At 70.4% G+C, this 16,735-nt stretch carries 16 protein-coding genes and 1 pseudogene; 5 read left to right on the plus strand and 12 right to left on the minus strand.

Going from position 1 to position 16,735, the window contains the following annotated elements; translation table 11 throughout:
• The first annotated feature begins 548 nt into the window (after positions 1 to 548).
• The 3 genes from ACGFJ7_RS41725 (at position 549) to ACGFJ7_RS41735 (ending at position 3,889) form a co-directional block, all read left to right on the plus strand.
• Positions 549 to 992, plus strand: coding sequence for a hypothetical protein (locus ACGFJ7_RS41725; protein ID WP_360260583.1), 444 nt, complete (start codon positions 549 to 551; stop codon positions 990 to 992).
• A 263-nt stretch (positions 993 to 1,255) separates the two neighbouring features.
• Complete coding sequence (locus ACGFJ7_RS41730) at positions 1,256 to 3,157, plus strand: DEAD/DEAH box helicase (RefSeq protein ID WP_392647586.1); 1,902 nt, start codon at positions 1,256 to 1,258, stop codon at positions 3,155 to 3,157.
• An 87-nt stretch (positions 3,158 to 3,244) separates the two neighbouring features.
• Positions 3,245 to 3,889, plus strand: a complete 645-nt coding sequence (locus tag ACGFJ7_RS41735) for a putative glycolipid-binding domain-containing protein (RefSeq protein ID WP_392647588.1) — start codon at positions 3,245 to 3,247, stop codon at positions 3,887 to 3,889.
• A 161-nt stretch (positions 3,890 to 4,050) separates the two neighbouring features.
• Here the strand turns inward: ACGFJ7_RS41735 and ACGFJ7_RS41740 are convergent, their stop codons facing one another.
• A complete protein-coding gene (locus ACGFJ7_RS41740; protein WP_097327836.1) occupies positions 4,051 to 4,500 on the minus strand; it encodes an Lrp/AsnC family transcriptional regulator in 450 nt (149 codons plus the stop codon).
• A 212-nt stretch (positions 4,501 to 4,712) separates the two neighbouring features.
• Between ACGFJ7_RS41740 and ACGFJ7_RS41745 the strand changes: the two genes are divergently transcribed.
• Complete coding sequence (locus tag ACGFJ7_RS41745) at positions 4,713 to 4,988, plus strand: BldC family transcriptional regulator (protein ID WP_203804916.1); 276 nt, start codon at positions 4,713 to 4,715, stop codon at positions 4,986 to 4,988.
• On the opposite strand, the gene ACGFJ7_RS41750 is transcribed toward ACGFJ7_RS41745, so the two are convergent.
• The 5 genes and pseudogenes from ACGFJ7_RS41750 to ACGFJ7_RS41770 form a co-directional block, all read right to left on the minus strand.
• A complete protein-coding gene (locus ACGFJ7_RS41750) occupies positions 4,961 to 5,599 on the minus strand; it encodes a UbiX family flavin prenyltransferase (protein ID WP_360260592.1) in 639 nt (212 codons plus the stop codon). The two genes, ACGFJ7_RS41745 and ACGFJ7_RS41750, sit on opposite strands and share 28 nt — an antisense overlap.
• Before the next feature lie 16 nt (positions 5,600 to 5,615).
• Positions 5,616 to 6,629 carry a hypothetical protein gene (locus ACGFJ7_RS41755; RefSeq protein ID WP_392647593.1) on the minus strand — a complete coding sequence of 338 codons (1,014 nt, stop codon included), beginning with the start codon at positions 6,627 to 6,629 and terminating at the stop codon, positions 5,616 to 5,618.
• Positions 6,613 to 6,825 (minus strand): annotated as a pseudogene (locus tag ACGFJ7_RS41760) (RNA polymerase sigma factor); the annotation flags it as partial. The gene ACGFJ7_RS41755 and the pseudogene ACGFJ7_RS41760, both read right to left, overlap by 17 nt.
• A 96-nt stretch (positions 6,826 to 6,921) precedes the next feature.
• A complete protein-coding gene (mqnP, locus tag ACGFJ7_RS41765; RefSeq protein WP_392647596.1) occupies positions 6,922 to 7,818 on the minus strand; it encodes a menaquinone biosynthesis prenyltransferase MqnP in 897 nt (298 codons plus the stop codon).
• Positions 7,815 to 9,275, minus strand: a complete 1,461-nt coding sequence (locus tag ACGFJ7_RS41770) for a menaquinone biosynthesis decarboxylase (protein ID WP_360260601.1) — start codon at positions 9,273 to 9,275, stop codon at positions 7,815 to 7,817. The genes mqnP and ACGFJ7_RS41770 overlap by 4 nt, the downstream gene beginning before the upstream one ends.
• Before the next feature lie 409 nt (positions 9,276 to 9,684).
• Here ACGFJ7_RS41770 and ACGFJ7_RS41775 point away from each other — a divergent pair, with 409 nt between their 5' ends.
• Entirely contained in the window at positions 9,685 to 10,686 is a 1,002-nt protein-coding gene (locus ACGFJ7_RS41775) for a hypothetical protein (RefSeq protein ID WP_360260604.1), read from the plus strand.
• Here the strand turns inward: ACGFJ7_RS41775 and ccsB are convergent.
• From ccsB to hemL, 6 genes are read right to left on the minus strand one after another with little or no spacing between them, the layout of a single operon-like run.
• Complete coding sequence (ccsB, locus tag ACGFJ7_RS41780; RefSeq protein ID WP_360260607.1) at positions 10,683 to 11,705, minus strand: c-type cytochrome biogenesis protein CcsB; 1,023 nt, start codon at positions 11,703 to 11,705, stop codon at positions 10,683 to 10,685. The genes ACGFJ7_RS41775 and ccsB overlap by 4 nt on opposite strands.
• Entirely contained in the window at positions 11,705 to 13,312 is a 1,608-nt protein-coding gene (locus ACGFJ7_RS41785; RefSeq protein WP_392647601.1) for a cytochrome c biogenesis protein ResB, read from the minus strand. Before ACGFJ7_RS41785 ends, ccsB begins: the two co-directional genes overlap by 1 nt.
• Positions 13,309 to 14,118 (minus strand): cytochrome c biogenesis protein CcdA, encoded by an 810-nt coding sequence (locus ACGFJ7_RS41790; protein WP_360260613.1) that lies wholly within the window; start codon positions 14,116 to 14,118, stop codon positions 13,309 to 13,311. The genes ACGFJ7_RS41785 and ACGFJ7_RS41790 overlap by 4 nt, the downstream gene beginning before the upstream one ends.
• Entirely contained in the window at positions 14,118 to 14,678 is a 561-nt protein-coding gene (locus ACGFJ7_RS41795) for a TlpA disulfide reductase family protein (RefSeq protein WP_360260616.1), read from the minus strand. Before ACGFJ7_RS41795 ends, ACGFJ7_RS41790 begins: the two co-directional genes overlap by 1 nt.
• Entirely contained in the window at positions 14,675 to 15,331 is a 657-nt protein-coding gene (locus tag ACGFJ7_RS41800; RefSeq protein ID WP_360260619.1) for a histidine phosphatase family protein, read from the minus strand. Before ACGFJ7_RS41800 ends, ACGFJ7_RS41795 begins: the two co-directional genes overlap by 4 nt.
• Complete coding sequence (hemL, locus tag ACGFJ7_RS41805) at positions 15,328 to 16,662, minus strand: glutamate-1-semialdehyde 2,1-aminomutase (RefSeq protein WP_360260621.1); 1,335 nt, start codon at positions 16,660 to 16,662, stop codon at positions 15,328 to 15,330. The genes ACGFJ7_RS41800 and hemL overlap by 4 nt, the downstream gene beginning before the upstream one ends.
• Positions 16,663 to 16,735: the final 73 nt, after the last annotated feature.

Here is a 16,735-nt window from a genome sequence, read left to right on the forward strand (position 1 = left end):
CGAGCAAGCCGCAGCCGGGTGAGCCCACGCCGGGTCGGCCGCAGCCCGGGGAGCCCGCGCCCGGTCGGCCGCAGCCCGGGGAGCCCGCGCCTGAGCCGGACGAGCCTGAGCCGAGCCCCACTCCGGTGCCGCCTGTGCCCGTACCGCCGCAGAAGCCCGAGCCCACGCGGCCCGAGCCCGGCCGGCCCGAGCCGATCGAACCGCCGGACCCGTTCCCGGCCCCGCCTGCGCCGGGTCCTTTCCCGGCGCCGAACCCTTTCCCGGCGCCCACCCCCGGCCCGACACCGAGCCCTACTCCGCCGGGTCCCGTGCCGCCTGGTCCCGGGCCGAGCCCGGTACCTCCGGGTCCTGGACCATCGCCCGTACCGCCCGGTCCGGGTCCGTTTCCTGTGCCGCCCGGTCCGGGGCCGAGCCCGGTACCTCCGGGGCCCGGTCCCAGCCCCGTGCCGGGGCCGCCGCCGCCGATCGTGCCGCCGCCACCTATGATCCCGTCCAACGGCGCCGGTCTACCGGCGTACTCAATGCCCCCGGAAGCGAGCGCACGCAGCGTGACCACCCCCTTCGGGGTCGGCGAGCCGGCCCCGTCCGCCCGGCCGTTCGGGCCGACTTCTTCTCAGCCGACCGGAGTTCCCGCCGGAACCGTCTTCGGATCGCCCGCCACCACCGCCTTCGAGGCGCACGGTGACGACATCGATGCCACCATGGCCGTCCCGCAGCAGCGGCTGTACGGCACGCTCTACGGCACCGGTGGATACGAGACGATCGACACAACGATGCCCGTCTCGATGAACGCGGTGGAGAACTCCGGCTCTCTGACCGGGCACATCCTGGCTCAGGGCTGGCACGACGAGGTCGTCGACCGCCGCCGCGGCAACCTCAAAGTGGCAGTGGCCATGCTGGTCGTGCTAGGCCTGTTGGTGGCGGTCAGTGTCGTCTTCCTGCTCACCGCGGGCAGTTCGTTCAGCGACATGATCGGCAAGATGTTCGAGTAACGCACTGACCGTTATCCGACTTTTTTGGCGGTGGACCGCGCCTGACCCTAAGCTGGCGAGGTTGCGCCCGGGGGTGAGCCTGCCCACTACAGGCGTGGAATGCGGTCGGCGCGGAAAACGTTGAGCCGTACACTTATGACAGTTATTGACGCGGCGTGCCCTTGCGGAGCACGCCACGGGCGTTCTTGCGGGCATTTCAGCGGTCGGCTCACGGCAGCCGCGGCGGGCCATTCGCGAGCATGCGCCCCCGTAGAGAGGTTCTCTTGACCACTTTCGCTGATCCCAGCACGTTCCCGTCCGTCTTCGAAAACCCCACCGAGACCGCCGATGAGACCGCGGTCACCGAGACGCCCGTCACCGACGTCGCCGTCGTTGAGTCCGAGGCGACCGAGACCGTGGCGGCCCAGTCCGACGCTGTCGAGACCGTGGCGGCCCCGTCCGACGCTGTCGAGACCGTGGCGGCCCCGTCCGACGCTGTCGAGACCACCGAAGCCACCGAGACCGCCGAGGACACCCCGGCGCCGGTGAAGACCTTCGCCGAGCTCGGCCTCCCCGCCGAGCTGGTTCGCGTCCTCAACCGCGAGGGCATCACGCAGCCGTTCGAGATCCAGGCCGCGACCATGCCCGACGCGCTCGCCGGCCGTGACGTCCTCGGCCGTGGCCAGACCGGCTCCGGCAAGACACTGGCGTTCGGCCTGCCGCTGCTGGCCCGCGTCGCGCAGGGCGGCCGCGCCCGCCCGCACCACCCCAAGGCGCTGATCCTGGTGCCCACGCGCGAGCTGGCGATGCAGGTCGCCGACGCGCTGATGCCGCTCGGCCGTTCGGTCGGCGTCTTCCTCAAGACCGCTGTCGGCGGCGTTCCGTACGACCGTCAGATGGACGCGCTGCGCCGCGGCGTCGAGGTCATGGTCGCCACCCCGGGCCGCCTCGGCGACCTGATCGAGCGGGGCGCCTGTAAGCTCGACGACATCGAGATCACGGTGCTCGACGAGGCCGACCAGATGGCCGACATGGGCTTCCTGCCCGAGGTCACCGATCTGCTGGCCAAGACGCCGGAGAACGCGCAGCGCCTGCTCTTCTCGGCCACTCTCGACGGTGACGTCGAGTCGCTGGTCAAGCGGTTCATGCACGACCCGGTCACGCACTCCACGGCTCCGGCCGAGGCCAGCGTGTCCACCATGGACCACTTCCTGCTGCTGATCCCGCCGCACGACAAGTTCCCGATCGCGGCCTCGATCGCCAACCGCGAGGGCAAGACCATCGTCTTCGCCCGTACGCAGATGGGCGTCGACCGTCTGGTCGAGCAGCTCCGCGCGGTCGGTGTCCGGGCCGGCGGCCTGCACGGCGGCAAGACGCAGCGGGTCCGTACCCGCACGCTCGCCGAGTTCAAGGAGGGCCGTACCAGCGTCCTCGTGGCGACGGACGTGGCCGCCCGCGGCATCCACGTCGACGGCATCTCGCTGGTCGTGCACGTGGACCCGCCGAAGGACCCGAAGGACTACCTGCACCGTGCCGGCCGTACGGCCCGCGCCGGTGAGTCGGGTGCCGTGGTGACGCTGGTGCTGCCCAAGCAGCGCCGCAGCACCCAGGCGATGATGTCGAAGGCCGGGGTCAACCCGGGCGAGGTTCGCGTCCGCCTCGGCGACGAGAAGCTGGCCGAGGTGACCGGCGCTCGCGAGCCGAGCGGCGTGCCCGTGGTCGACGAGCCGGAGCCCCGCCGCGAGCGTGGCGGCTCGCGTGGCCGCTTCGGCGGTGGCGACCGTGGTGGCCGTGGCTTCGGTGACCGCCCGCGCGGTGACCGTCCGCAGCGTTCGTACGGTGACCGTCCGCAGCGTTCCTACGACGACCGTACGGGCGGTGACCGTTCCTTCGGTGACCGTCCCTCGTACGGCGACCGTCCGCAGCGCTCGTACGGCGACCGCCCGGCCGGCGACCGCGCCGGCTACGGCGACCGCCCCACCGGCGACCGCGGCGGCTATGGCGACCGCGGCGAGCGTCGCGGCTTCGGCGACCGTCCCGCGGGTGACCGCCCGGCCGGCGACCGCGGCTACGGCCGCAACGCCGAGCGCACCGGCGGCTTCCGCGGCGGCAACCAGCGCAACGACCGCCGCGAGGGCGGCTCGGCGGGCCGCTACGGCAGCCCGCGCCCGGCGCGTACCTACTGATCCACAGTTCCTCCCGAAAGCCCGGCACGAGCGATCGTGCCGGGCTTTCGGCTTTTCCATGAACGCGAGCGCGGGTACACAGGAAGCATGTCGCCGTTGCCGCAGTCTCTGTTCTGGGAACGCAAAGACACCGCGGGGGCCGAGAACGCCCTCGTCGATTCGTCGTCCGGCCTTTACGCGCGGGGTGTCGCGCTCGCCGTCGACCCGATTCCGTACACGTGCCGGTACGAGTTGCGTACCGATGCCGAGTGGGTGACCGGCTACCTCGACGTCGTCGCCGAGGGGGCGGGCTGGGCGCGCAGCGTGCGCCTGGAGCTGGCCGCCGGCCGGTGGCGGGCCACCACCAAGGAGCAGGGCGACCTGAACGCCGTGCTGTCGTCGGCCGGGCACGCCGGCGCCGGGTTCCCTGGCATCGAGGATCCTGATCGGCTCTTCGGCGCCTTCGACGTCGATCTCGGCGGATCGCCGTTGACGAACACTTTGCCCGTACGCCGTCTCGGTCTGCATCAGGCGCGGGGGGACGAGGTCGGCATGGCCCATCGCCTGAACGTGGCCTGGGTCCTTCTGCCCAGCCTCGAGGTGGTGCCGGCCGACCAGATCTACACGGCGCTGCCCGACGGCCGCGTCCGCTATGCCGGCGAGACCTTCAGCGCGGACCTGACCATCGACGACGACGGCTTCGTCATCGACTATCCGGGCCTGGCCGTCCGAGCCAACGGCAAGCCCGGCTGAGCGAGGCGGTCGTCGGTGCGAGCGAGCCGCAGGTCCGGCTGAGCGGGACGGCCGTCGGTGCGAGCCGCAGGGTTCGGCTGAGCGGGACGGCCGTCGGTGCGAGCGGCAGGTCCGGCTGAGCCCAAGCCTGCCAGATCACCGCCCCTGGCGGGTCCGGAAACTTAAGCCAGGCCGGGCTGGGGGCGGTTCTCCCACTTGGTGGACAGGGCGATGGCCGTACGGGTCGAGGCGACGCCGGGTGTGCGGTTGATCCGCACGATCAGCTGTTCCAGCTCGGCGATCGTGCCGACCCGCACGGTCAGCTGGTACGACTCCACGCCGGCCATGAAGTAGCAACTCTCCACCTCGGGCATCGCCCGCACGGCGGCCAGCACGTCGTCGGTGTCGGCCCCGGAGTCCTCGATGATGCCGATCAGCGCGGTGACCCCCAGACCCAGCGCCTCGTGGTCGACCTCGGCCCGGTAGCCGCGAATGGTGCCGGCCGCCTCGAGCTTGCCGACGCGCTCGTGCACGGCGGGCGCCGAAAGCCCGACCTTGCGGGCGAGCTCCGCGTACGACGAGCGGGCGTTCTCCCGTAGCAGCTCGATCAGCCGCAGGTCGATGGAGTCCATGCTGATGACCCTAATCGGGTGGCAGATCGCCACTCACGCCCGGTAGCGATGAATCGTCGGCAGGATAACGATCACTGTCGCAATTAGGGCTTTTTCCGCATTCCAGGGACTCGGTTCCGGGGCAATGCTCTAATGGCTTTACGTCCCGATCGAGCACGCCGACACTCACCGTGATCACGGCCGCTCCAGAACACCGACGCGAGGAGGGGGTTGTGGACACTGGAGATCGTCTGCTGACACCGGGCGAGGTGGCCGCGTTGTTCCGCGTCGACCCCAAGACGGTCACGCGTTGGGCGGCCGCCGGGCGCATCGGCAGCATCCGCACTCCGGGTGGCCACCGCCGGTTTCGCGAATCCGAGGTCAGGGCCCTGCTGGAGGGCGATGGCGTGGTCGAGGAAATGCGCGAGGACGACGCCGCCAACCGGCCCCGCAATGCCGGACCGAACAATCCGGGCATGGGTTACGGCCCGCCCAACGGATTGCGCTGAGCATTCAGCTCACCCTTCCAACGGGTCAGAAGCGTGTGGGGTACGCCCAGAGCGTCCAGCGCCTTGCCCGCCACGAAGTCGATGAGCTGCTGAGCGGTCGCCTGAGCCCCGGATCCGTAGAAGCCGGGGCTCGCCGGCAACACGACCGCACCGGCGTCCAACAGGGCGATCTGGTGCTCGAGGTGACTGCGTGTGACGGGAGTTTCCCGCGGCACGATCACCGTGCGTCGCCGTTCCTTCAGGTTGACCTCGGCGGCCCGCTGGAGCAGGTCCTTGGACAGCCCGATGGCGATGCCGGCGCAGGCCGCGGTGCTGGCCGGCACCACGATCATGCCCTTGGCCGGGTACGAGCCGCTGCTCGGCCCGGCCGCCAGGTCGCCGGCCGGCCAATATGTCAGGTCACCCAGATCGCGCTCGAGCCAGGCGCCGACGTCGTCCTTCCAGTGCGCGTCCCGCACGGTCGCGCCGGTCTCGTCGAGCAGGGTCAGCCGGGCCGCCCGCGAGATAACCAGGTCGACCGCCTCGCCGGCGTCCAGGAGCGAGGTCAAGACCGCTTTGGCGTACGGCGTACCGGACGCCCCTGAGACCCCCACGACCCATGGTTCACGCATGCCTCAAGTGTGCACGTCAGCCCGCGCCGGGCAGGGCCGATGCGGGGAATGCCTCATCCACGGCCACCCACGTCGCCGGATTGCCGAGGTCGGTAGGAGACAGCCCGCCGAGCACCTGTGCCACTTCCCCCTTGCTGGAGGATGGCGCAACGACGGACATCAGGTATCGCCCATCAGCTGTCTTCCGGTAGCAGGATCGGCCAAGTCTTCCGTCCTTGCACTCGGCGTCGGAGTTGGCGAGGTCGACCCTGTCTGTGATGTCGATGAACACGGACGGGTCCCCGCCGTCGATCTTGTAGTCCGGGTCGGCGAGCGCCCGGCGGACGGACGAGGTGGGCGACATCTGCACGAGAGCCAGGTGACTGCGGAGACTCACAGATGTGATCTGGAAGCCTTTGAACGCGAAGGCAGAGCGGAAGGGGATCGAGACGTCGTAGGGCAGTGAGAGCTGGAACGCCTCAACCACCGGCCGCAGGTCGCTCCAAAGCCGCCTATCGGCCGGCTCAAGCTCAGCCCAGGCGCCCGGCGCATACTGCCAGATCAGCGGTGGCGTGGGCCTGCTGGTCAGAACGAACGCGGGCCGCCCCCGGACCGGGCCAGTCGCGACTCCCTGATCGAAGTAGCGGCGACGAGGATCGACTCCGGGCCGGTAGACGTTGAGGTATCCGACCTCTTCCGCGCCCAGGAAAATTCGCGCCCCTTGCTGGTCCAGATCCCACCCATACGGATCGGCGACCCGGAACTTCCCCGCGGTGAAGCCCTTGAAGGTAAATGCGACCTTGGGCGATGTCGCAGTCGGTGGCGCCGACGTGGCGGGCGCGATGAACGGGTGGGCCGGCTCGGCGCGGTGGAGGGCCGCCTGTGGCACCCCGATCGCGGCGACCACGGCCACCGCGGCCACAGACGCCCACCCCACGGCGCGACGCCTCGTACGGCGCTTGCCCGCCGACACGACGTCGTCGACGGTGTGGCGCAGCGGTGGCGCGTCCGCCCGGGCCGCCTCCTCCATCAGGTCAGACAGCTGCTTCATGACGGCCTCCCGCCTTCTCGTCGATGCCGAGCTCCACGCCGAGGACGCGGCGCAGCGCGTCGAGCCCCCGGGCCGTGTAGACCTTGACGGTGCCTTCTGGGCAGCGCAGGGCGGCCGCGGTCTGCTGAACGCTCAGGCCCTCGAGGAAACGCAGCACCAGCACGGCCCGCTGCTTGGCCGGTATGCGCAGCAGCGCCTGCCGGAGAGCGACTCCATCTGCGCGCCGACGAACTCCCGGAACTCGGCCTCTTTGTCGCTCACGCGGATTAGACGGAGGCCGATGCCCCGGGGGTTACAGCAGGAGCAGATCGAGCAGGGCGAAGAGGAACAGCGCGATGCCGACGAAGCCGTTCGAGGTGAAGAAGGCGCGGTTGACCTTGGAGAGGTCGGTCGGCGTCACGATGACGTGCTGGTAGATGAAGGCGGCCGCGGTCAGCGCGAGGCCGATCCACCAGAGCCAGCCGAAACCGACGACCTGGCCGAACCAGACGAACAGCGCGAACGTCACCACGTGGGTCACGGTCGAGATGTGCAGCGCCGTCCGCACGCCGAAGCGGGCCGGGGTCGAGTGCACGCCGATCTTGCGGTCGATCTCCACGTCCTGGCAGGCGTAGATGATATCGAAGCCGCCGATCCACAGGCCGACCGCGACGCCGAGCAGCCAGGCCGGGCCGGAGCCGGAGAACGTGCCGGTGATGCCGAGCCAGGCGCCGACCGGGGCGACCGCCTGCGCCAGGGCGAGCACGTAGTGCGGAAAATTCGTGAAGCGCTTGGCGTACGGATAAACGACCAGCGGGATCACGGCGAGCGGGAAGAGCACCAGGCAGAGCCAGTTGAGCAGCCCGGCCGCCACCGCCATCACGACCAGCGAGACGATCGCGCCGGTCCACGCGGTGCGCGGGGAGACGGCGCCGGTGACCAGCTCGCGGTTGCGGGTCCGCGGGTTCTGCGCGTCGATCCGGCGGTCGAGGATGCGGTTGGCGGCCATCGCGAACGTACGGCCGGAGACCATCGCGATCGTGATGAGCAGCAGGTCGACCCAGTGCACGCCGGTGCCCTCGCGGTCGAGGGCGACCGCCGCCGACAGGTAGGCGAACGGCAGCGCGAAGACCGAGTGCTCGATGGCGACCAGCCGCAGGAACGCTTTGATCTTGCCCGGCTTCTCCGGGACCGCGGCGACCGCTGTCATATGCCGTATTCCTTCCAGCGCTTGTCCACCAGGCTCACGACCTCGGGCGACATCGTCATCTCTTCCGGCCAGCCCCGCGTGTAGCCCTCGCCCGGCAGCTTACGGGTGGCGTCGATACCGGCCTTACCGCCCCAGAACTGCTGGTAGGAGGCATGGTCGAGGTGATCGACGGGCCCCTGGGTCAGCATCAGGTCGCGGTCGTAGTCGACGTTGCCGAAGGCCCGGAAGGCGACCTCGTTGTAGTCGTGGACGTCGCAGTCCTCGTCGACGATCACGATCAGCTTGGTCATCGCCAGCGAGTGGGCTCCCCAGACCGCGTTCATGACCTTCTGAGCGTGCTTGGGGTAGCGCTTGCGGATCGAGATGATCGCGCAGTTGTGGAAGACGCCGGCCGAGGGCAGGTCGTAGTCGACGATGTCGGGGATCAGGATCTTGATCAGCGGCAGGAAGATGCGCTCGGTCGCCTTGCCCAGGCCGTGGTCCTCCTGCGGCGGCTTCGAGGTGATGATCGAGTGGTAGATCGGCTTCTTCCGCATGGTCATCGTCTCGATGTGCAGCACCGGGAACGGCTCGACCGGGGTGTAGAAGCCGGTGTGGTCGCCGAACGGGCCCTCGGGCAGCCGCTCGCCGGGCTCGAGGTAGCCCTCGAGGATGATCTGCGCGTTCGCCGGGACCTGCAGCGGCACGGTCAGGCAGTCGACCATCTCGACCCGCTCGCCGCGCAGGAAGCCCGCGAACAGGTATTCGTCGATGTCGGCGGGAAGCGGGGCGCTCGCCGCGTACGACACGACGGGATCGCAGCCGATCGCGATGGCCACCGGGAGGCGCTGGCCCAGCCGCTCGGCCACCGCGTGGTGGGCGGTCGAGTCCTTGTGGATCTGCCAGTGCATGCCGAGGGTGTTGCGCGAGTGCTGCTGCAGGCGGTAGAGCCCCAGGTTGCGCTTGCCGGTCTCGGGGTGCTTGGTGTGGGTGAGGCCGAAGTTGTGGTAGATGCCGCCGTCGTCGGGCCAGATCTGCAGGCCGGGCAACAGGCCGAGGTCGACCTCGTCGCCCTTGAGCACCACTTCCTGACAGGGGGCGGTCTTCACCTTGCGCGGCGGCAGCGACTTGAGCTGCAGCACCTTGCCGATGCCCTCGCGGATGCCCGACCAGCCGACCGGCAGCTCCGGCTTGACCAGGGCGCCGATCCGGTCGCCGACCTCGTCGAGCGAGTCGACGCCGAGGGCCATGGCCATCCGCTTCTCGGTGCCGAACAGGTTGATCAGCAGGGGCATGTCGCCGCGGGTGGGCCGCTCGAACAGCAGCGCCGGCCCGCCGGCCCGCACGGTGCGCGTCACCACCTCGCTGATCTCCAGCGTCGGGTCGACCGGAACGGTCACCCGGCGCAGCTCACCGGCCGCCTCCAGGGCGGCGACGAAGCTTTGCAGATCTTCATAGGGAAACCCACGCGGCGCCATGTACCCAGTCTTCACCACCGGTCCGGCAGTTCCGAGCCGGGGCGATCACCGTCACTCAGGATGTCCGATTCGAGTTGGAGTGGGCGATTGGTCCGGCGGAATGGGAGGTGCTCCGGTGAAGGTCCGGAACGTTGCACGCTGGTGTGCCGCGGCAGGGCTGGCCACCGCGCTGATCAGCGCGACCCCGGCGCTATCCGCCGGCCGCGAGGGCGCGGGGCAAGAAGCCGCCGGGCAGGGAGCCACGGGGCAGGCGGCCGCTGCGCAAGGGGCCGCCTTGGAGACGGCGCGGCGGCGGGCGCTGCCGGCGTGTCCGATGGCGGGGCGCTCGACGCGGCCGCCCACGGTGCCTGCGGGGGCCGGGGCGGCGGGGGCGTGCCGGGCGGTTACGGAGCCGATCGTCGAGTCGGGGGTGCGGCTCGCGCGGCGGGGCGAGGCCGGGTTCACGCCGAGCGGTTATCACCATCTGGGCGCCAACACCGGCGGCGAGTGGGCCGGTGTCTCCGGGCGCATGTCGATCGTCGACGGTTCGATCCGGCCGCGTTCGTACGACTTCGTCGCCGGCCGGTTCATGGTGAAGCGCAACCTCGGCCGCGGTGTCATCAACTGGCTCGAGGCGGGCTGGGCCGAGACCGGCTGGGCCGGGACCGGCCGCCAGCACATCTACACCTTCAACACCAACACCAAGACCTGGCAGTTCTACGACCAGTACGTCCTGCGGCCCGGCGACAAGGTCTGGCTCGATCTGCACAGCGACCCCGACGGCGTGTGGAGCGCCTGGCTGTGGTGGGGCAACCGGTGGAACCTTCTCACCGCCCAGCGCCTGCCGATCGGCGAGACCGCCGTGGTCGAGCAGTACGTGGAGGTGCATGTCGACGCCGGCCGCCCGGGCCTGATCGACGTGCCGCCGGTGACCGTCGACAACGTTCGCCTGCGCCCGGCCGGCGGCGGCGAGCCGCGCCTGTGGCGCGAGGACGTACCCACGCTGACCGGCACCGACCCCACCCAGCGCCAGCAGCGCGGCGGCTTCTGCCTGGACTGGCGCACCCGCTACGACACGTGGACCGCCGGCGACTGCTCCCGAAGCGGCCTGCTGCGCTCCGCGGTCGCTCCCGCACCGCCCCTACCGCTCGGCGACGCCGACGTGGTGGGCGCGCCGACCCCCGCAGCGCCCGAACCCGGAATGCAGTCGGTCGCCGACCCAGGCCCCGCCGCAGCCGCACCCGGAGGGCAAGCTGAGGCGCCCGGAACGCAGGCCGAGGCGCCCGGAACGCAGGCCGAGGCGCCCGGAACGGGCGGAACGCATGTGGCGCCCGAAACGCAAGGGGCGGCGCCCGGAGGGCAACTGGCGCGACCCGGAAAGCAGGAAGAGCCGGAGCGAAAGCCCCGGCTCTTCAGCGATCTTTTCGGCTAGCCCGCGTTCGCGTACGAGTGCAGGCCCTCGAAGAACAGGTTCACGCCGAACAGGTTCATCAGCATCGTCACGAAGCCGATCAGGGCGATCCACGTCGCCACCGTCCGCTTCACGCTGGGGGTGGCCCGGGCGTGCAGGTAGCCGGCGTAGACGATCCAGGAGATGAACGCCCACACCTCCTTGGGGTCCCAGCCCCAGTAGCGCCCCCACGACGCCTCGGCCCAGATCGGGCCGGCGATCAGGGCGCCGAAGGTGAACAGCGGGAAGGCGAAGGCGTGCAGCCGGAACGTCAGCCGCTCGAGCAGCGCCGCCTCGGGCACCCGCTTGCCCAGCGTGTACGGGAACGAGCGCTTGCCGTCGTCGTATCCCTGCCGGATGAGGAACATCGCGGCCGGCACGGCGCCGATCAGGAAGATGCCGGAGCCGATGATGACCGTCGACACGTGGATGATGAACCAGTACGAGTTCAGCGCCGGCACCAGCGGGCCCACCGGCGTGTACGCGATGAGGCTGGCCGCGCCGAGCATGACGACCAGCGCCAGCGTCGCGAACAGGCCCAGATGGCGCACCTTCGGGCGGGTCAGGACAACCCCCGCCCACACCGCCGAGGCGACGAAGGTCGTCGACAGGATGTACTCGTACATGTTGCCCCACGGCATCCGGTCGGCCGCGACTCCGCGGGTGACCAGGGCGCCGAGGTGGAACAGCAGCGCGAGAACGTTGAGGCCGACCGCGATCCGGCCGATCAGCTCGGCCCGGTCGCGCCGGGCCGGAGGCGGCACGACGTCGCCAGCAGCCGAAGAAGGCGCCACGTCGTCGGCAACGGAAGAAGGCACCACGTCATCGGCAACCGAGGAAGGGGCCGGGGCGCCCGCGCCCACGAGCTGGCGGGCCGGGCGGGCGGCCGCCTTGCCGATGTGGCTGCGCCGGCCGAACGCGTACTCCCCCGCGTAGCAGATCATCGCGAACAGGTAAGCCAGGACGGCGGCCGCCACTAACTGATTCGACAACTCCGCCATCAGGACGTCCCTTCCTCGGCGGTTTTGACCAAAGATGCGAACTCATCGGGAAAACCGGGATAGTCGGTGCGCGGTAGCCCACCGGCCACCAACAACGTACCGCCGGACGATGCCGGCGTACCTGGCAGGGCGCGGAACCAGACCCGGCGCCGCTGTCCCCACAGCGAGAGCATCAGGCCGGCCAGGCCCAGAACCGCGCCGACCAGGGCCAGCGACTGGGTCGGGTCGTACCGGATGGAGAGCGTGGCGAACGGCTGCGTGCCGAGGAACTGCAGCTTGCTGCCGTCGTCCAGGGTCCAGGTCTCGCCGGCGCGCAGCGGGTGCGGCCGGGCGCCGGTGATGTTCTTCAGCTCGCCGGTGGCGATCTGGCCCTGGTCGAGCGAGTAGACCGACCGCGGCGTCCCCACGTCGAGCCCGAGGTCGCCCTGGTAGGCGGTCAGGTAGAGCGCGGGGTCGTTCTCGGCCGGGAAGGCCGAGGTGGCGCTGCCGTCCTTGGCCACCGTCGGCAGGTAGCGGCCTTCGAAGGCCATCTGGAGCTTGGTGTCGCGCCGGCCGGTCTTGGGGTCGATGTTCACGTCCGGGAACTGGGCGACGCCCTCGCTGGTCTGCATCGCGTCGACCGGCAGGAACGGCACGACCCTGGTCTGGGCGACGCCGTAGCGGTCGGTGAAGCGCAGGATCGGCGCGTAGCCGTGGCCGAGCAGGTGCACGCTGGCGCCGTCGAGCCGCAGCGGGTCGTTGACGGTGAACTTCCGGGTCTCGGCCGGCTCGCCGTTCTGGGTGACCGAGACGGTCGCCGAGAACGTCTTGGGCTGGCCGGTGCTCTGGAAGGTGGCGTCGAAGTCGGTGAGCTTCAGGCAGAAGTCCGGCAGGTCGGCCGCGGTGACGCGCGGGCCGAGCGACGAGTCGTCGTACTGCGGCAGCACGTTGCAGAACCCCTGGTCGGGGCCGCCGACCAGGATGCGGTTGCCGTGCCAGCCGTACCAGTGACCGAAGCCGACGCCGATCAGCACGGCCAGCATGCTGATGTGGAACAGGAGGTTGCCGGTCTCTTTGAGGTAGCCCTTCTCGGCCGAGACCGTGAAGCTACCGTCGCCCTGTTCGCGGACTTTGGTGCGGAATCGGCGCTTACGCAGTTGTTGAGCAATCACCGCGGCCGCCGCGGCCGGCTCCTGCGCGCTGGTCCACTCGTCGCTGTGCTGCGGCAGGCGCCCGAAGCGCTTCGGCGCGTCCGGTACGGCGATCCGCAGCGCCCGCACATGGTCGATCAGCCGCGGTACGACACAGCCGATCAGGGACACGAACAGGAGCAGGTAGATCGAGGCGAACCACGGCGAGGCGTACACCTCGAACCCGCCGAATTTCTCCAGCCAGGGCGCGAGTTCCGGGTGGGCCGTGTAGTACTGCGAGACCTTTTCCGCGTTCACCGCGCGCTGCGGGAAGACCGAGCCCGGAATCGCGGCGACGGCGAGCAGGAAGAGCAGGACCAGCGCCGTACGCATGCTGGTCAGCTGGCGCCACGAATTGCGCACCAACGCCCAGATCCGGCTCCCCCGGTTGGGCGGCGGCGCGGCCGGCGGCGCCTGGCGCTCCTCGACGATCGTCACAGGATGCCCTCCGCTCCGAGGTCGAAGGTCGTCTTCAGCCAGATCAGGAAGTCGTTCCAGCCGCCGGTGACGAGCGCGAGGCCGACCAGGATCAGCAGCACCCCGCCGACCCGCGTGACCCACCGGCTGTTGCGCCGGATCGTCCGGAAAACCCCGATCAACTTGCTGAAGAAAAGCCCGAAGAGCACGAACGGAAGACCCAGGCCCAGGCTGTACGCGACGGCGAGCAGCACGGCCCGGTCGGTCTCACCGGACGTCACGCCCAGCGCCATGACCGCGCCCAGCGTCGGGCCCACGCAGGGCGCCCAGGAGATCGCGAAGATCGCCCCGAAGATCGGCGCGCCGAGCAGGCCGGCGGCCGGAAGCTTGGTGATGCGGGCCTCGCGCTGCAGCCAGGGGATCCAGCCGAGGTAACCGAGGCCGAGCACGATGATCAGGACACCGAGGGCGACGTTCAGCGCGTCCTGGTGGCGGATCAGGAAGCCGGCGTTTACCACGACCACGTTGAGCAGGATGAACACGACCGCGAAGCCGAGCACGAACAGGCTCGTCCCGGCCAGGACGCGCCCCTTGGAGCGGATCTTGGCGAGGGTGGCGACGCCGCCGCCCGCCGCGCCGTCCGGCCGCGAGCCCTCCAGCCGCGAGTCGAGGTCGGAGCCGGCCAGCCCGGTGACGTAGGAGAGGTAGCCCGGCAGCAGGGGCAGCACACACGGCGACAGGATGCTGACCAGGCCGGCGACCGCGGCCACGGCCAGCGCCAGGATCAGTGGCCCGCCGCTGGCGATCGAGGCGAACTGCTCGCCCATCAGCCGTTCCCCTCCGCGGCCACCTTTTCCACCAGGGGCTGCAACTGGGTCACCGTGGTGGCCTGGCGGATCGCCACCGCGATGCGGCCCTGGCGGTCGATGATCAGGGTGGCCGGCGTGCTGGTCTGCGTCACGTCGAACTGGAGCGCGACCTTGCCGTCGACGTCGTAGATGCTCGGGTACGTCACCCGGTTGCGCTCGAACTGGATGGCCGCGTCCCGGTCGTCACGGGTGTTGACGCCCAGGAAGGCCACGTTCTGCGCCTTGGTGGTCTGGTACGTCTTCTCCAGGTCGTCGGCCTCGGCCCGGCACGGCGCGCACCACGAACCCCAGAAGTTGACCACCACCACCTTGCCCAGGTCGGACTTCAAGTCGTACTGCTTGCCGTCCAGCAGTTCGCCCTTGACCTCCTTGACCGGGGTGCGCTGGCCGGGGGCGCAATCGACGACGCCGGAGGCCGTGGAGCACTTGTCGGCCCAGTTGTCCCCGCCGCACCCGGCTAACGCACCGGCCGAGAGGACGGCGGTGGCCAGGACGATGGCGAGGCGGCGCACGGTCAAGCTCCCTTGGCGGTCTTGGCAGTCGCGGACAGCGCCACCAGATGGGCGGCCGGCTCCGAGTAGTCGATTCCGACGACCTTGGAGTCTTCGAAGTGGAACGAGGTGAGGCTGGCCAGCCCGCACTGCCGCTTACGCGGATCGTGCCAGAGCCGCTTCTTCTCCACGTAGCGCCGAAGCGTCCAGATGGGCAGTTGGTGCGAGATGCAGACGGCCTCATGGCCCTCGGCCGCGACCCGGGCCGCCTGGACCGCCGCGAACATGCGCTGCGCGATCACGAGGTACGCCTCGCCCCAGGACGGGGTGATCGGGTCGCGCAGCACCCACCAGTGCCGCGGGTTGCTGAACGCGCCGTCGCCGACGGACACCCTCTTGCCCTCGAAGTAGTTCGAGCTCTCGATCAGCCGCACGTCGGTGGCGATCTCGAGGTCGAACTCGGCCGCGATCGGCTCGGCCGTCTCCTGCGCTCGCTCGAGCGGGCTGGAGACCACGTACGTCACGTCGCGGTCCTTCAGCGCCTCGGCCGCCGCCTTGGCCATCTGCTTACCCAGCTCGGAGAGGTGGAAGTCGGGCAGACGGCCGTACAGGATCTTGCCCGGGTTGTGGACCTCGCCGTGGCGCAGCACGTGCACCGTCGTCTTTGTGGACTCGCTCATCGCGCGGCCGCCCTCGCTGCGTACGGGAGCGCCGTCGCGATCTGCTCCAGCGCCGCGTCGTCGATCGCGGTCGAGACGAACCACGACTCGAACGCGCTCGGCGGCAGGTAGACCCCGCGCGACAGCATCTCGTGGAAGAACGCCTTGAACGCACCGGCGTCCTGGGTCTTCGCCGAGTCGTAGTCGACCACGTCGACCTCGGTGAAGAAGATCGAGAACATGTTGCCGGCGAAGGACAGCCGGTGCGGGACGCCGGCCTTGGTCAGCTCGTCGGAGGCGAGCGCGCCGATCGTGGCCGACAGCTCGTCGAGCCGCTTGTAGACCGCGTCGTCGGCCAGCCGCAGCGAGGCGAGCCCGGCCGCGCAGGCCAGCGGGTTTCCGGACAGGGTGCCGGCCTGATAGACCGGGCCGGCCGGGGCGAGCCGCGACATCACGTCGCGCCGCCCGCCGAACGCGGCCGCGGGCAGGCCGCCGCCCATCACCTTGCCGAAGGTGAACAGGTCGGCGTCGACCGGGTCGAGCCCGGCCCAGCCACCGGCCGAGACCCGGAAGCCGGTCATCACCTCGTCGACGATGAGCAGGGCGCCGTGCGCGTGGGCGATCTCGGCCAGCCGCTGGTTGAAGCCCTCGCGCGGGGCGACGACCCCCATGTTGCCGGCGGCGGCCTCGGTGATGACGGCGGCGATCTCGCCGCCGTTCTCCCGGAAGACGGCCTCGACCGCGGAGATGTCGTTGTACGGCAGTACGAGCGTCTCGCTCGCGGCGGCGCCGGTGACGCCGGGCGAGTCGGGCAGCCCCAGCGTGGCCACGCCGGAGCCGGCCGCGGCGAGCAGCGCGTCGACGTGCCCGTGGTAGCAACCGGCGAACTTCACGATCTTGGAACGGCCGGTGAAGCCGCGGGCCAGCCGGATGGCAGACATGGTGGCCTCGGTACCCGAGTTGACCAGGCGGACCTCGTCGACCGCGGTACGCCGGACGATCTCCTCGGCCAGGTCGACCTCGCCCGCGGTGGGCGTGCCGAAGCTCGTGCCGCGGGCGGCGGCGGCCTGGATGGCGGCGATGACCTCGGGGTGGGCGTGGCCGTGGATCAGCGGGCCCCACGAGCAGACCAGGTCGACGTAGCGCCGTCCGTCGGCGTCGGTGAGCCACGGCCCCGAGCCGTGCGCCATGAATCGGGGCGTGCCACCGACCGCTCGGAACGCACGCACGGGTGAATTGACCCCGCCCGGCACGATGGCCTGGGCGCGGTCGAACAGGGCCTGGGAAGCCGGGGCGTCCTCCGGGTAGGGGAGGCCCTCGGCGCGGTATGAGGTGGTCACAGCGGCTCCCATTGTGTCAGCGCGCTCGGGCAAGAATCTCAAGAGGGTTCCTCACATCACCCGAGGATGCCGCAAAGCCGCACAT

This window comes from Actinoplanes sp. NPDC048988 (assembly GCF_043197815.1).
Lineage (GTDB): Bacteria > Actinomycetota > Actinomycetes > Mycobacteriales > Micromonosporaceae > Actinoplanes.

What these genes read in the sequence shown, in the direction of transcription:
- ACGFJ7_RS41735 (WP_392647588.1), top strand. Translation starts at nt 3,245, where the DNA reads ATGTCGCCGTTGCCGCAGTCTCTGTTCTGGGAACGCAAAGACACCGCG.
- ACGFJ7_RS41740 (WP_097327836.1), bottom strand. Translation starts at nt 4,500, where the DNA reads ATGGACTCCATCGACCTGCGGCTGATCGAGCTGCTACGGGAGAACGCC.
- ACGFJ7_RS41750 (WP_360260592.1), bottom strand. Translation starts at nt 5,599, where the DNA reads ATGCGTGAACCATGGGTCGTGGGGGTCTCAGGGGCGTCCGGTACGCCG.
- ACGFJ7_RS41755 (WP_392647593.1), bottom strand. Translation starts at nt 6,629, where the DNA reads ATGAAGCAGCTGTCTGACCTGATGGAGGAGGCGGCCCGGGCGGACGCG.
- mqnP (WP_392647596.1), bottom strand. Translation starts at nt 7,818, where the DNA reads ATGACAGCGGTCGCCGCGGTCCCGGAGAAGCCGGGCAAGATCAAAGCG.
- ACGFJ7_RS41770 (WP_360260601.1), bottom strand. Translation starts at nt 9,275, where the DNA reads ATGGCGCCGCGTGGGTTTCCCTATGAAGATCTGCAAAGCTTCGTCGCC.
- ccsB (WP_360260607.1), bottom strand. Translation starts at nt 11,705, where the DNA reads ATGGCGGAGTTGTCGAATCAGTTAGTGGCGGCCGCCGTCCTGGCTTAC.
- ACGFJ7_RS41790 (WP_360260613.1), bottom strand. Translation starts at nt 14,118, where the DNA reads ATGGGCGAGCAGTTCGCCTCGATCGCCAGCGGCGGGCCACTGATCCTG.
- ACGFJ7_RS41800 (WP_360260619.1), bottom strand. Translation starts at nt 15,331, where the DNA reads ATGAGCGAGTCCACAAAGACGACGGTGCACGTGCTGCGCCACGGCGAG.
- hemL (WP_360260621.1), bottom strand. Translation starts at nt 16,662, where the DNA reads ATGGGAGCCGCTGTGACCACCTCATACCGCGCCGAGGGCCTCCCCTAC.